The sequence below is a fragment of the Cupriavidus basilensis genome (assembly GCF_029335485.1).
Taxonomy (GTDB): domain Bacteria; phylum Pseudomonadota; class Gammaproteobacteria; order Burkholderiales; family Burkholderiaceae; genus Cupriavidus; species Cupriavidus basilensis_E.
In genome coordinates this window covers 1-13,274 of sequence record NZ_JARJLM010000649.1, presented here as the reverse complement: position 1 = coordinate 13,274, position 13,274 = coordinate 1, and the positions used below count along the sequence as shown (strand labels likewise).

9 protein-coding genes are annotated in these 13,274 nt (G+C 66.7%); 5 read left to right on the top strand and 4 right to left on the bottom strand.

Annotation, left to right across the window (positions count from 1 at the left end):
- Together P3W85_RS39850 and P3W85_RS39845 are read left to right on the top strand one after the other, a co-directional pair.
- Nucleotides 1-4,704: filamentous haemagglutinin family protein (locus P3W85_RS39850; RefSeq protein WP_276268870.1), on the top strand; the 4,704-nt coding region annotated here is incomplete at its 5' end.
- 201 nt (nucleotides 4,705-4,905) lie between these two features.
- On the top strand, nucleotides 4,906-5,577 hold the full coding sequence (locus P3W85_RS39845) for an RNA polymerase sigma factor (protein WP_276268869.1): 672 nt from the start codon (nucleotides 4,906-4,908) through the stop codon (nucleotides 5,575-5,577).
- A gap of 451 nt (nucleotides 5,578-6,028) precedes the next feature.
- Here the strand turns inward: P3W85_RS39845 and P3W85_RS39840 are convergent, their stop codons facing one another.
- Nucleotides 6,029-7,228 (bottom strand): substrate-binding domain-containing protein, encoded by a 1,200-nt coding sequence (locus P3W85_RS39840; protein WP_276268868.1) that lies wholly within the window; start codon nucleotides 7,226-7,228, stop codon nucleotides 6,029-6,031.
- A 274-nt stretch (nucleotides 7,229-7,502) separates the two neighbouring features.
- Nucleotides 7,503-8,726, bottom strand: coding sequence for a substrate-binding domain-containing protein (locus tag P3W85_RS39835; protein ID WP_276268867.1), 1,224 nt, complete (start codon nucleotides 8,724-8,726; stop codon nucleotides 7,503-7,505).
- Nucleotides 8,727-9,277: 551 nt separating this feature from the next.
- On the opposite strand from P3W85_RS39835, the gene P3W85_RS39830 reads away from it, so the two are divergent.
- Genes P3W85_RS39830 through P3W85_RS39820 form a run of 3 tightly spaced genes read left to right on the top strand, consistent with a single transcriptional unit; the run spans nucleotide 9,278 to nucleotide 11,465 of the window.
- On the top strand, nucleotides 9,278-10,027 hold the full coding sequence (locus tag P3W85_RS39830; protein WP_276268866.1) for a hypothetical protein: 750 nt from the start codon (nucleotides 9,278-9,280) through the stop codon (nucleotides 10,025-10,027).
- Entirely contained in the window at nucleotides 10,024-11,004 is a 981-nt protein-coding gene (gene gspK, locus P3W85_RS39825; protein ID WP_276268865.1) for a type II secretion system minor pseudopilin GspK, read from the top strand. Before P3W85_RS39830 ends, gspK begins: the two co-directional genes overlap by 4 nt.
- Nucleotides 11,004-11,465 carry a lytic transglycosylase domain-containing protein gene (locus tag P3W85_RS39820; protein WP_276268864.1) on the top strand — a complete coding sequence of 154 codons (462 nt, stop codon included), beginning with the start codon at nucleotides 11,004-11,006 and terminating at the stop codon, nucleotides 11,463-11,465. The genes gspK and P3W85_RS39820 overlap by 1 nt, the downstream gene beginning before the upstream one ends.
- A gap of 17 nt (nucleotides 11,466-11,482) precedes the next feature.
- Here P3W85_RS39820 and P3W85_RS39815 read toward each other — a convergent pair whose 3' ends face one another.
- On the bottom strand, nucleotides 11,483-12,175 hold the full coding sequence (locus P3W85_RS39815; protein ID WP_276268863.1) for a type II secretion system protein M: 693 nt from the start codon (nucleotides 12,173-12,175) through the stop codon (nucleotides 11,483-11,485).
- Nucleotides 12,172-13,274 (bottom strand): type II secretion system protein GspL (gspL, locus tag P3W85_RS39810; protein ID WP_276268862.1); only part of this gene is annotated, 1,103 nt, incomplete at its 5' end. The genes gspL and P3W85_RS39815, both read right to left, overlap by 4 nt.

Here is a 13,274-nt window from a genome sequence, read left to right as displayed (position 1 = left end):
ACGCTGGTGCCGTACCTGGGCGCGACGATCGACGTGCGGGCCCAGGCCATCGGCGATTTCGCGGGGCTCAACCAGCGCCTCAATGGCAGCGGTGTGCTCGGTGGCCGCAGCTTCCAGCTGAAGAGGGAGGGGCTCAACCTCGTCGTCGGCGATGAACTCAAGGCCAACAGCATCAATGTGTCGGTCGACAGCGGTAGCCTGACGATCAACGGCCGGGTCGATGCGAGCGGACCGCGGGTGGGCACGATCCGGCTGGCCGCGCGCGACGGCCTGACCCTGGCCTCCACCGCCGTGCTCGATGCGCATGGCACGCAGTTGCGCGTGGACAGCTACGGCCAGCCGATCGATGCGCCCAACCGCGCGATCGTCGAGCTGACGGCCGGCAAGAACCCTGTCACCGGCGTGCCGGGCTGGCTGCGCATCGGCCCCGGCGCGACGATCGACGTGCGCGCGGCGGATGGCGTCGCGCGCGGTACGGTCAGTCTGAATGCACCGCGCCTTGACGGGAGTGATGGCGATATCGCTATCGACGCGGCCGGACCTGTCGTTATCGACGGCGCGAAGAGCGTCGCGCTGAATGGCTTCCGGCGCTACATCGACGCCCCGCAGGGGACGCCTTCGGCCGACGGCCGTCCGGTCCAGGTGATCACGCAGGCCTACCTGGACGGCATCGATGCGGACAGCAAGGCTTTCATCGGCGCCGCCTGGAACAATGCCGGCCTGCAAGGGCGCCTGGCCGGACTCAGGGCCTACGGCGCGGCCTACCATCTGCGTCCCGGTGTGGAGATCGCCAGCGCCACGGCCAATGGCAGTCTGGTGGCCAACGGCGATCTTGATTTCTCGGGCTACCGCTATGGTCCGGGTGCGGATCCGGTCGTTCGCGGCTCGGGCGAGCCGGGCGTCCTGACGCTGCGTGCCGGCGGTGACCTCACCATCAAGGGCAGTATCAATGATGGCTTTGCGCCGCCGCCGGAAACCGCAGATGATTACGGTTGGGTCGTTTCGCTGCTTGTCCGTCCGGGTGAAACGCTGCCATCGCCTCTCCTGACCAGGGAAGCCAAGACGATTGAAATCGATTACGTCGTGCCCGACGACGGCAGCATCGTCGACATCACGGAGAACGACTATTACGATCCCGGCATGACAGTGCCGCGCGGCACCGTCACGAGCTATATCCGCATCGGAGCCGGATCGCCGAGTCCGATCACTATCTCGTCGTCAGGCCCGCGCCCTGAGCCTGGCCGGCTCTGGGCGGTATCGCCAATGCTGCCGGCCGGATCTCAATCCTGGTCGATGCGGCTGGCGAGCGGCGCCGATGTCACGTCGGTGGATACGCGTGCGCTACAGACAGCGAAGACGGGCAGTCTGGTGCTCGACGATGAGCATTTCAGCGGGCCGACGAAGACTGTGAAGGCCATCAGCGTGGTGCGCACCGGTACTGGCGATCTCGACCTGCTGGCCGGAGGCGATGTCTCGATGAAGTCGCTGTTCGGCGTTTATACGGCGGGTACCCAGTCGGCGCCGGTCCTCGCGGCCGACGGCTCCAATCCGTACAACCAGCCGCGCGGGCGGCAGCCAGACGGCAGCGGCGCCAGCGTGCTGGGCCCCGATGGCAGTGGCTACGAAAGCCTTGTCGCTGGATCGTCCAGCCTTTATCAGGCGTGGTACCCGGAAAACGGGGGCAATCTGCTGTTGACGGCCCAGGGCAAGCTCACGGGCTTGACGGTGTTCAATTCTTCAACCGCCGATAGACTTCTGCCCTCCAATGCCACGGGCAATTGGCTGTGGCGGCAGGGCGGCGACATATCCGGCCTGCCCACCTCCTGGTGGGTGAACTTCGGCACCTACGTGCTGCCGTTGAATGACAGAGGCGCGCCACTGTCTTCCGGTAATGGGGGCGAGCCCCGGTTGGTCGGCTTCACCGGCTTCGGCGCCCTGGGCGGTGGCAATGTCGCCGTGCGGACCGGGGGCGATGCCGGCGTGATCGACGGCATGGGCGGTGCCATCAAACCGGTCAGCCAGGGCTTGACGGTCGCCGCAGGCGGCTCGGGCCGCGTTACCGCCGATGGGCGGTTGATCCAGACCGGCGGCGGGGACGTGAGCATCCGGATCGGCGGTGCGCTCAACCCGCTCGATCCCAACGTCAATCCCAGCAGTTCCCCTGTATTGACCTTCGTACGCGGTGCTACGCTGGCAGCTAACCTCAACGGCGTGCTGACCAATGTGCGCGGCGCCGTCGATGTGAGCGCCGGTTCCATCGGCCGCATCGATCTCGGCTATGGCGTCAGCGCACCCTCGTACACGGCCGATCCACGCGCGCCCGATCCCAATGCGGCCAATGGCGGCCGCTCGAACGGCGGACCACTGGTGCTGGCGGGCGACTCCGCCGTGTCCTTCACCTCGCGCGGCGATCTGGTGCTGTCGAGCGCCGAGGATCCCGGCCGCTCGGCACAGCAGAACACCACGCCCTACAGCATCACGTCCAACGGCGTGACGACACCCTACAAGGGCGGCGGCTACAGCTGGTTCACGCTGTGGACCGATCGAACGGCGGTCGATCTGTTTGCCGCTGGCGGCAATCTCACGCCCACCACTGTCGGTGTGAATATCAATGCCAACAATCAAGGGGGCGATTATGGAGGCGACTATCCTTCGCTCCTGCGCGCCGTGGCGGCCGAAGGCAGCATCTACTACGGTGCCCAACTCTACGCAAATGGCTATGTGACCTCGCTGGCGCTGGCGCCGTCGCCGCGCGGGCAATTGGAAATCCTCGCGCGCAATTCGATCCAGACGCTGGGCATGCCCATCGACATGTCGGGTGCCGGCATGGGCGTACTGCCGACGCCGTTCAAGGCGGCCTTCATGGGATCTCCGACCGGGTCTGGCGGCGCGCTGTTCAAAAACATCAGCGGGGATGGCGCCGGCCTTGTCTATGGCTTGCCGCTGTACGCCTTCGGTCCCAATACGGTGACGGGAAATCTTCACGCCGGTGACTATGAGCCGCAGCGCTTCTATGCGGTCGATGGTGACATCATCGGGCTAAGAACAGGCGAGGTGCTGGATTTCACCAGGAATGGATACGCGGTCTCGGACAAGCCGGTCAATCAGTGGAATGTGGCGGCAAAGCCGGCGTGGATCATGGCCGGACGCGACATCGTTGGGGCGGGAGCACAACTCAGCTACTACACCACCGGCAAGCCGTACTATCCCGACGGCAACTATGGCGCGGCATCCTCGGGCAACCTCATCTACCACCCCGACGCCACCGATGTGTCATTGGTACGCGCAGGACGCGACATCCTTCAAGCCAACTTCCAGGTGGCGGGGCCAGGCACGCTGGAGATCTCGGCAGGCCGCAATTTCTACCAGGGCGACAAGGGCTCGATCGCCAGCATCGGTCCGCTCGCCAGCGGGGACAGCCGTCCCGGCGCGTCCATCGTGGCCATGGCCGGTGTCGGGTCCAATGGTCCGGACTATGCGGCGCTCAAACGCTACCTCGACCCCGCCAACCGGTTGCCAGCCGCCACGCCGCTGGACGGCTCGGGCAAGGTCGCCAGGACCTACGAAGCCGAATTGGCTGCATGGCTCGGGGAGCGCTACGGTCATGCGGGCACCGGTGCCGAGGCCCTGGCCTATTTCAATGCACTCGCACCCGAGCAGCAAAGCGTTTTCCTGCGTGAGGTCTACTACGCCGAGCTGAAGGCCGGCGGGCGCGAGTACAACGATCCCGACAGCCGGCGCTATGGCAGCTACCTGCGCGGGCGCAACGCCATCGCGGCGCTGTTCCCCGAGCGCGATGCCCAGGGCGGCAAGATCGCGCGCACGGGGGACATCACGATGTTCGGCGGCTCAGGCATCCGCACGCTGTTCGGCGGCGGCATCCAGATGCTGGCGCCGGCAGGCCAGATCGTCGCGGGCGTGCAGGGCACGGTACCCCCGGCATCCTCGGGCATCGTCACGCAAGGCGCGGGCGACATCGATCTGTACTCCAAGGGCAGCGTGCTGCTGGGCCTGTCGCGCATCATGACCACCTTCGGCGGCAGCATCCTGGCGTGGTCGGCCGAAGGCGACATCAACGCGGGGCGGGGCTCCAAGACGACGGTGGTCTACACGCCGCCCAAGCAGGTGTACGACGACTACGGCAACGTGAAGCTGTCTTCGCAGACGCCATCGTCGGGCGCCGGTATCGCCACGCTGGCGCCGATTGCCGACGTGCCGGCCGGCGATGTGGACCTGTACGCCCCGCTGGGCACGATCGATGCAGGCGAGGCGGGCATCCGGTTCTCGGGCAACATCAACCTGGCGGCGCTGCAGATCGTCAACGCGGCCAATATCGTGGGGCAGGGCAAGGCGACGGGCCTGCCGACGATCGCGGCGGTGAACGTCGGTGCGCTGACCAATGCGAGCGCGGCTGCGGCGCAGGCGGCGACGGCGGCGCAGGACGCAACGCAGCGCGATCGTGCCGCGGCCCGTCAGAATCTGCCATCCATCTTCACGGTGCGGGTACTGGGCTTTGGCAACGAGCAATCGCCGCCCACCGAAGGCGAGCAGAGAAACGTGCCGCCGCGTTCCGGGCAGCTCGGCCACATCCCCTACGACGCAACGAGCCCGGTGCAGTTCGTGGGCGTCGGCGGGGACTTCGATGCCAGGCAAGTTGCGCGCCTGACCGTGGAGCAGCGCCGCCAGTTGCAGCAAGACCGCTAGGGCGGGTATCGGACGTGCCTTTCCCGGCCTGTCGCCGCACTCGCGAGACAGGGCTTGGGATCGCTTCGCCCTTGATTCAGGCATGGCTTGCTATTGCAGCCGCTTGCCTGTCGTCGGGATGCCATCGGGGCGGCAACGTCCGCTTTCGGTGCCGGTCATGCGGCAGGCTTTGTCGATATGGAAGATGGAGGCAGTTCCGTCATGGACCTGAATAACGAATCCTGCGTGGAGGGAGGCGACGCGGTTGCCGACGCAGCCGGCGCCACCGCCGTCGAGGGCGACCGCGGCGTGATGCTGCGGGAGTTCCTGGTGACGAACTATGACCGCCTGCACCGCCGGCTCCTGGGCCATCTGCGGTGTCCCGATCTGGCCAGCGAGTCCCTGCACGATGCCTGGCTGCAACTAGGCAACCGGAGGGTCTGCGCGCAGATCCAGAGTCCCGAAGCCTATGTGTACCGCGTGGCCCGCAACCAGGCGGTGGACCGCCTCCGCGCCGACCGGTCGTGGCAATATACCGGTGACGCCGACACCGAACTGGAGTACATCGTGGACGCCGCGCCCGGTCCGGCCACCATTGCCGAGGCCCGCTCCGATCTTGTGGCGGTGGTCGATGCCCTCGGGCGCTTGCCGTATCGCCATCAGGCGGTCCTGGTCGCGCTGCGCGTCGAAGAGCAGACCCGCCAGGAAGTGGCGGCGTTTCATCGCCTGTCGATGCGCAGCGTCGACAAGATGCTGCGGCAGGCCCTGGACCAGTGCGCCGAGGGAACCGGACAGACCGTGACGGCGGGCGTCAGCGCTTCCCGCTGCGCGTCGCCCCCGCGCTGGCGGCACAAGGCCGTTGCCACCGGCGCCGCGATCTCCTCTGTGTTGTAGGCAAGGAATGGGGATCGGATGCGGATGGTACGGATGGAATTGGAGGACTACGCTGCTGTGTCTGACCGCCAAAGCGCTCGTGGTTAGCATGCGCCAGCTCGCAGCCTGAGTTGCACCGGATACCGCTGCGCCTCGATAACCTCACCCGAATCGATCTTCCGGTGCTGCCTCCGCGGTGCGGCCTTCGGCAGCAGTCCATCCAGCGCTGCCCCATCCATCCTGCATGCGTCGGCGAACGGATGCTCCTTTATTCTTGGCCGCCATGCTTGTCTGTCTTTCCCGACGCTCCCTTTCCAAATCCGATCGTTGAATTGCCTCTGCAGCGAGTTTCCAAGAATGGGGATCTGACGCCGGCTTCGCCAAAAACAAAAAACCCCACACCGAATGGTGCGGGGTTCGTTGGCATTCTGCCGGCATTGCACCGGCAGCTACGGCGTGAAGTCCGCTGTGATCAGCGGCCGGCCTTGCCCGAGCAGGCCGTAGCGTTGCCCAGGTTCAGGTTCGTGCCGCTGTTGTTGGTCAGCAGGTTGTCGCGGATCGCGGCAACGATGGTGCTCGGCAGCTTGACGAAGCCGTTGCCTTCGATACGCGACGTATTGTCGTTGACGCCGCTATAGGTGTAGTGACGGTCGAGGAAGCCCAGGATCTTGCTCAGCACGCTGCTGTTGCTGTAGCACGTCACGTGGTCGAGGAAGGTCAAGCCCGAGATCGGGTAGCCGCTGGTCGGATTGGCGGCCGTCGGGGCCCAGCTCTTCGGGTCGGCGAGATTGGGGCCCAGCGTCAGGTTAGTCAGTGCCAACGTGATGTTGGCAGAAGTGGGCGCATAGAGCACGTTGTTGTTCTTGTTGCGCAAGCTGGCAGCAAAGAGATTCTGCGTCGCAGCAGCGGAGAGCGGCGCCAGGTCCGTATTGATGTAGTCGGGGCTCAGATAGCCGATCACGTTCGTGCCGGCAGCAATGGCGTCGCGCACGCCGGCGCTCAGGTTGGCGGCCGAGAAGCGCAGCTTCGCCGACGCCGATAGCAGATTCACCACGTTCGAGAAGCTGGTAGTCACCGGGAAGGCCACATCCGAGTTGCCGGTGGTACCGGTGGTGCAAACCGCGTCCAGATGGCGCGTGAAGATCTCGGTGGTGCCGCTGCTGTCGCCGCGGTACACGACGTTGATCGGCGAGTTCGGCAGCGAGGCGAGCACCTGGTTCCACGTGCTCAACTTGCCAGAGAAGATGCCGCACAACTGGTTGGTGTTCAGCTTCAGCGCGCTGGCGCCCGTGATCTTGAAGGGAATGCCGACGGCAGTGCCGACGGACGGCATCTGCACCAGATTGCCGTCAGTGGCCGCGCGGGTGTAGCCGCTGATGTCCGACGACGACAGCACGGAATCGCTGCCGGCGAAGTGAACCACCGCGTCGGTGCGCGGCGGCGTGTAGGTGTTGTTGAATGCGGTCGCCACGTTGGTCAGCAGGGCCGTCTTGCCCGCGCCGCTGCCGGTGGATGCATACAGGTAGTCTGTAGCAAAGGCGCCGAATTCAGCCTTGTACAGGAACTCGGGCGCCGATGCGCCGCCGCCGACCACGTTCTGGGCCATGGCCGACGAGGCTGAGAAAGCCACGGCCAGGCAGGCCGCGTTGATCAGTGCGTGCTTCAGTTTCACAGTGCAACTCCCGTTGATTGGGTGGAAAGCGTTGATGTCGATCCATGGCTTCGCCATTCGCGGCCACGCTAGTGTTTGGAAGGATTGGCTCGTGTAGTGATAGGCTTGAATTTGCGCGGATTTCTGGCAGATTGCAGATGTATCACTGTCTTGCTGTCGTCTGCTGCTAACACCCATCGCCATGTGCGGAAACATAAAGATTGGCCCGGCAATATGCCGGGCCAATCCTGTCTGCCGGCATTGCACCGGCAGCTACTGCATCAATCCGCGTATATCAGCGGCCAGCCTTGCCCGAGCAGGCCGTGGCGTTGCCCAGGTTCAGGTTCTTGCCGCTGTTATTGGTCAGAAGGTTGTCGCGGATCGCGGTAACGATGGTGCTCGGCAGCTTGGCGAAGCCGTTGCCTTCGATACGCGACGTATTGTCGTTGACGCCGCTATAGGTGTAGTGACGGTCCAGGAAGCCCAGGATCTTGCTCAGCACGCTGCTGTTGCTGTAGCACGTCACGTGGTCGAGGAAGGTCAAGCCCGAGATCGGGTAGCCGCTGGCCGGATTGGCGGCCGTCGGGGCCCAGCTATTCGGGTCTGCGAGATTGTTGCCCAGCGTCAGGTTGGTCAGAGCCAGCGTGGTGTTGGCGGACGAGGGCGTGTAGGACGTGCCGTCGTTCTTGTTGCGCAGCGATGCAGCCTTCAGATTCTTCGTGGCCGCGGTCGAGGTGGGCGCCAGCGTCGTGTTGATGTAGTCCGGGCTGAGGTAGCCGATGACGTTGGTGCGAGCATCGATCTCATCACGAACACCAGCGCTCAGGGATTTAGCGACAAAGTTCGTGCTCACGTTCTTCGGGTTGAGCGGATCGTTGGGAGCGGCATTGATCAGCGCTACAACGTCGGAGAAGCGCGTGGTGACCGGGAAGTCGATCAGTGAATTGCCTGATGCCGTGCTGCAGACCGCGTTCAGGTGGCGGGTGAAGATCTCGGTCGTGCCGCTGCTGTCACTACGGTAGACGACATTGATGTCGCTGGCGGGATAGCTGGCGTTGACCTTGTCCCAGGTTTTCCACTTGCCGGAGAAGATGCCGCACAGTTGGTTGGCGGTAAGGGTAAGGGCGCTCAGCGTACCGACCTTGAACGGAATGCCTACCGCAGTGCCGACGGACGGCATCTGCACCAGATTGCCGTCAGTGCCCGTGCGGGTGTAGCCGCTGAGGTCCGACGGCGACAGCACGGAATCGCTGCCGGCGAAATGAACCACCGCGTCGGTGCGGGGCGGCGTGTAGGTGTTGTTGAAGGCGGTCGCCACGTTGGTCAGCAGGGCTGTCTTGCCGGCACCGCTGCCGGTGGATGCATACAGATAGTCCGGAGCGAAGGCGCCGATTTCAGCCTTGTACAGGTACTCGGGCAGCGATGCGCCGCCGCCGACCACGTTTTGGGCCATGGCCGACGAGGCCGAGAAAGCAACGGCCAGGCAGGCCGCGTTGATCAGTGCGTGCTTCAGTTTCACAGTGCAACTCCCGTTGATTGGGTGGAAAGCATTGATGGATCGATGCATGACTTCACTTGCCGCGGGCGCCGTTTGGACGGTGCTGAAGAGATCGCCGCCCGCCAGGAGATTGTTGGCTTGCGGGATGAAGAAGGCGGGTTGAAACGGTGAAGAGACGACGACGCTGGCTCATGCAGTTTCGTCATTTGGCGAGCGGGAAACAGCGCGTGCCGGATATGAAGCGCGTTCGTTGTCGTGGCGCGCGGCATGTGCGTATCGCTATGGCTGCGAGGCAGGCCTTGTAGTTCCTCGGCGCTCATGGAATTGCGGAGGCACTGCGCCGGATGCTGCCGGGGCTCCGATACTCTCCGCACGGACGCGATCTTCGCAGATTTCGTCACGGGTGTGCAAATCTTGCTTTGTAAATTGGCAACGACGCGGCCGATACGAGCCGCCGGATACAGGGTGCTTTTGGAGGTAGGGGTAGCGGCCGCGCCTTTGCGAATCGCGTTGCGCCATGCACCGGGGCATTCGGGGAGCGCTGCGGGCACTCTGGCATAGAGGTCCGTTCAATGAAGCTGGCATTGCATCCAAACGAGGCGCGCATGATCACCGTGCAGTCGTATCTGGACGAGTTTGGCGATGGACTGGCGCCCGGCCGTTTGCCGCAGGCGCGTTGTCCGATCTGTCATCGGCCGCTGCTGCTGATCGCCGCGCGCAGCGCGCGCATCCGGCCGCGCTTTAGCCACGATACGCACAAGCGCGCGCGTTGTCCGCTGGTGCGCAATGGCGATTCGCCCGAGGAGATCACGGTAGCGGCGCAGCCCGACAGCCTGCTGGCGGAGCGGAATCTCAACCGGTTCCTGGGCAAATGGCAGTGGCACCTGGACTTGATGCGCCACGCGCATTGTGTGCCTTCGCTGACGATACATCGCTTTATTTCCCTGATCGATGTGGCGACGCATCGCAATCTCTGGGCCTATCCGGACCTGCGCGAGGAGTGCGTGCCGTTCGTGCTGCTCTCCTACGCGGGTTTCATGCGCGGCGAGCGTGGCTATCGCACCGGCGGCAGCTGGGTGCGCTTCTGGTTCGACGCCAGCGTGCGCGATGTGAGCGATCTGCATGTGCCGCGCCCGCACCCGCCGCTTTTTTTCCGCACGCACTATGCGCGGCCGCGCGCCACTCCGCTGCCTGCGCAGCACCATCTCTTCCATATCGAGGAGGTGAGCCTGGCGCCGGGTTTTCTCGACAGGCCCGTGCCGCAGGTATCCGTGACCGATATGGAGGCATTCTGGGCACGCCTGGCGCGCCGGCGGTCATGAGGCGGGCGCAGCGGGGGGCGGCGGTGGTCACGGCGCTGTTGATCGTCGCGCTGGCCACCACGCTGGTGGCCACCATGTTCGCGCAGCAGCAGGCGGCCACGCGTTCGGTAGAGGCGCATCGCCTGCGCGCGCAAGGGGAGGCCATGCAGGGCATCGTGGTGGAGCGGGCGCGGCTGTTGCTGCGCGACAGCAGCCGCACGGCGTCCGTCGACCACTTGCGCCAGCGCTGGGCGCAACCGTTGCCGCCCACGCGCGTGGCGGCGTTGCTGGGGCCGCAGGCCGCGCGGCTGGCCGGCTTCGCCGACAGCGGCCAGGCGATGACGATCGGCTCGCGCGTGCTGGATGCGCAGGCGCGCTTCAACCTGGCCACGCTGATCGCGCCGGCGGAAGCGGGCCGGCCGGCCAGCGTGCGTGCCAGCGGCGTTGCCTTGTACCAGCGGCTGTTGACCTCCCTGTCGCTGAATTCGTCGCTGGCATCGGTGACGGCCGCCTACGTGTTGAAGAGCCTGTCGGGCACCGGCGGGGGAGGGCAGCCGTTGCCGCTTGCCCGGATGGCGGACCTGCTCGCCATTCCCGGCTACACGCCCGATGCCGTGCGCGCGCTGATGCCCTATGCGGTGATCCTGCCGGTGCCGACCTCGGTCAACCTGAACACCGCCGGCGCCCAGGTGCTGGCGGCGGCGATTCCCGGTCTCACCGTGTCGCAGGCCGGTGCCCTGGTGGCGGACCGGGAGCGGGCGCATTTCCGCGATGTGGGTGACCTGAGCATCCGGCTCAAGGCGATTGCGCCTGGATTGCCGGAGCCGCAGGGCTTGCTGCTGGAGACGCGCAGCCAGTATTTTCTGGTGGAGGGGGAGCTGCGCAACGAGCGGGCCCGGCTGCGGCTGGAGGCCCTGGTGCGGCGCGACGGGATTGGCGAGGCGGTGCGCACGCAGGTGGTGTGGTCCGCCGATCCCGCCACGCAGGAGCTGGAGTGATGCGCGGGCCGTGCTGCATCGGCCTGGCGCTGCTGGCGGCGGCAGGCGCGCCGGCGCGTGCGGATTGCTTCGAAGCCGCGGGCGTCTACCACGGCGTGAACCCGGTGATCCTGCGCGCGATCGCGTGGCAGGAGTCGCGTTTCCGGCCCGATGCGGTCAACCGCAATGCCAACCAGTCGGTGGACATGGGGCTGATGCAGATCAACTCCATCCACCTGCCGGAGCTGAAGCGCTATGGCGTCGACGCAAAGACGCTATACGACGGCTGTGCCAGCATCTATGTCGGGGCATGGCACCTGCGCCGGAAAATGAACAAGTACGGCAACAGCTGGGCGGCAGTCGGCGCCTACCATTCCGAGACGCCGGCGCTGCGGGATGGCTACGCGGCCTCGATTGTGGCGATTATCCGCAAATGGTCCGCGCAGCCCGGCGGCGAGCAATGGCGCCCGCCGGCAGACTGAACCGGCCCCCGCCACGGCTAGCGGTCGCCTTTGCCGGGCGGCGCCAGTTCCGCATTCAACGCGACCTGCCCAGCTTGCGCGCCGGGCAGCGCCTTTGCCTCCAGTTGCACGGGCTTGATGCCATATTCCCTTCGCACGGCTTCCAGCCATTGCATCCATGCGTGGAAGGAGGCGCGGGGCACCTGGACCCGCAGCGTGTCGTCCCCAGGCTCCACGCTGGCGCCCGCGATGCCGTGCTGCATCAGCGACGCCGCCAGTGCGGCCTTCCATTCGGCGGGGCGGTGCGCGGGTGGATCGGGCAGCGCGCGCAAGGTGGCGGCCTGGGCGCCAAGCGCCTGCATTTGCACGGCCTGTTCGCGCTGGCGCGGCAAGTCGCGCTCGAGGCTTGCGATGGCGTTGGCCGCCGGCTCCCAGCCGCCCAGCCAGCCGGCGGTGGCGCCGACCACCAGCGCGCACAGCAGCAGCGCGCGCCGCTCGCGCGGGGCGCGCGCCAGCCAGGCGGCGCGTGCCCGTGCCAGGTGCGGGGAAGCGTGGTCAGCAAGCCCGCGCAATCGTTCACGGGGCGATGTGGCGCGACCGGGTGCCGCGGCAGCCGATCCGGGCGGATCGAAGGCATCGCGGGGCGTGCCTGCCGCAGCGGCGGTCGGGTTGCGGGCGCCAGGGTTGGCCGGCAGCATGGCAAGCCGCTTGTCGTCGGCGGGGGTGTTCATGTGCGGCTCCTCAGGATCCATTGGCCGTCTTCCACGCGCGCGTTGAGGCCGGCGTTTTCAAGGCGGGTGCGCAGCGCCTGCGCGTCGATCCGGATGTCGTTTCCGGAGGCGCTGCCAAAGCGCACGCGCAGGCTGCGCTCGCGGTAGTCCAACTCGCTGACCGCGGTGAGCGGCACCGGCGCCAGCGCCTGCGCGAAGCGGTCGGCCAGCACGGCGAAGTCGCCGGGCGCGGGCTGTCCCTTGGCCTGGCGCAGCAGATCCAGTTGCTGCCACATCTGTGCCGGCGCGTCGACGATGGGGCCGGCCTTGGGAAAGTGCTCGCGCAGCACGCCGTGCATGGATGCTGCCAGGGCATTGTGCTGGCGCTGCAGGGTCCACCATTGCGCATTGACGCCGGCCAGGCTGAGCAGGACGGCGGCCAGCGCCAGGCTGAGCGGCCACGCGAGCGATGCCGTGCCGGGCGCGCCCCCGCGGCTGTTGGCCGCCAGCGCGAACTGGCAGGCATCCATCTGCGGGAGCGCGCGCGCGCCGGCAATCCACAGCGGCCAGCCGGCGGCCCGTGCCTCGCGCCCGGCTGGGAGTTGCGACAGCAGCGTCTCGCCGGCGTACAGCGCGGCGCCGGCCAGCGGGCCGCGCAGCCAGGCGAGGGCTTCGTCGGGCGCGAGGACGATCCCATAAGCGCCGTCGTCGGGCTGGCGTACGGTGAGCAGCCAGCAAGGATGGTGCGCCTCGGAGCCGGTAGCGGGCGCGTTGTCGGCGCCGGCTTCGGTCGCCGCGGCAGGCGGCACGGCGGCAGGCGCTGGCTCCACCGCGACTGCGCCTGCCGCGTGGCCGCTGGCCGGCAGGCATAGCGCCGCCGGCAGCAGGCGCAGGCGCCGCCGGCCAAAGGCCTCCAGCAGCAGGCCCAGCCAGGCGGCGCCGGTGACCGCGAGCGTGGCCTGGCCATCGGGATGACGTGCCAGCACGGCGATATGGCAGTGTTCGGCGTCGCGGATCAGGTGCTCCTCGACCAGTCCCGGCAGGGTCTCGCGCAGGCGCGTCCCGGCAACGGCCGGAAGCGGTACGCGCAACAGCAGGACATCGCGCGGGTCGGCCAGGA

What these genes read in the sequence shown, in the direction of transcription:
- P3W85_RS39845 (WP_276268869.1), top strand. Translation starts at nt 4,906, where the DNA reads ATGGACCTGAATAACGAATCCTGCGTGGAGGGAGGCGACGCGGTTGCC.
- P3W85_RS39830 (WP_276268866.1), top strand. Translation starts at nt 9,278, where the DNA reads ATGAAGCTGGCATTGCATCCAAACGAGGCGCGCATGATCACCGTGCAG.
- gspK (WP_276268865.1), top strand. Translation starts at nt 10,024, where the DNA reads ATGAGGCGGGCGCAGCGGGGGGCGGCGGTGGTCACGGCGCTGTTGATC.
- P3W85_RS39820 (WP_276268864.1), top strand. Translation starts at nt 11,004, where the DNA reads ATGCGCGGGCCGTGCTGCATCGGCCTGGCGCTGCTGGCGGCGGCAGGC.
- P3W85_RS39815 (WP_276268863.1), bottom strand. Translation starts at nt 12,175, where the DNA reads ATGAACACCCCCGCCGACGACAAGCGGCTTGCCATGCTGCCGGCCAAC.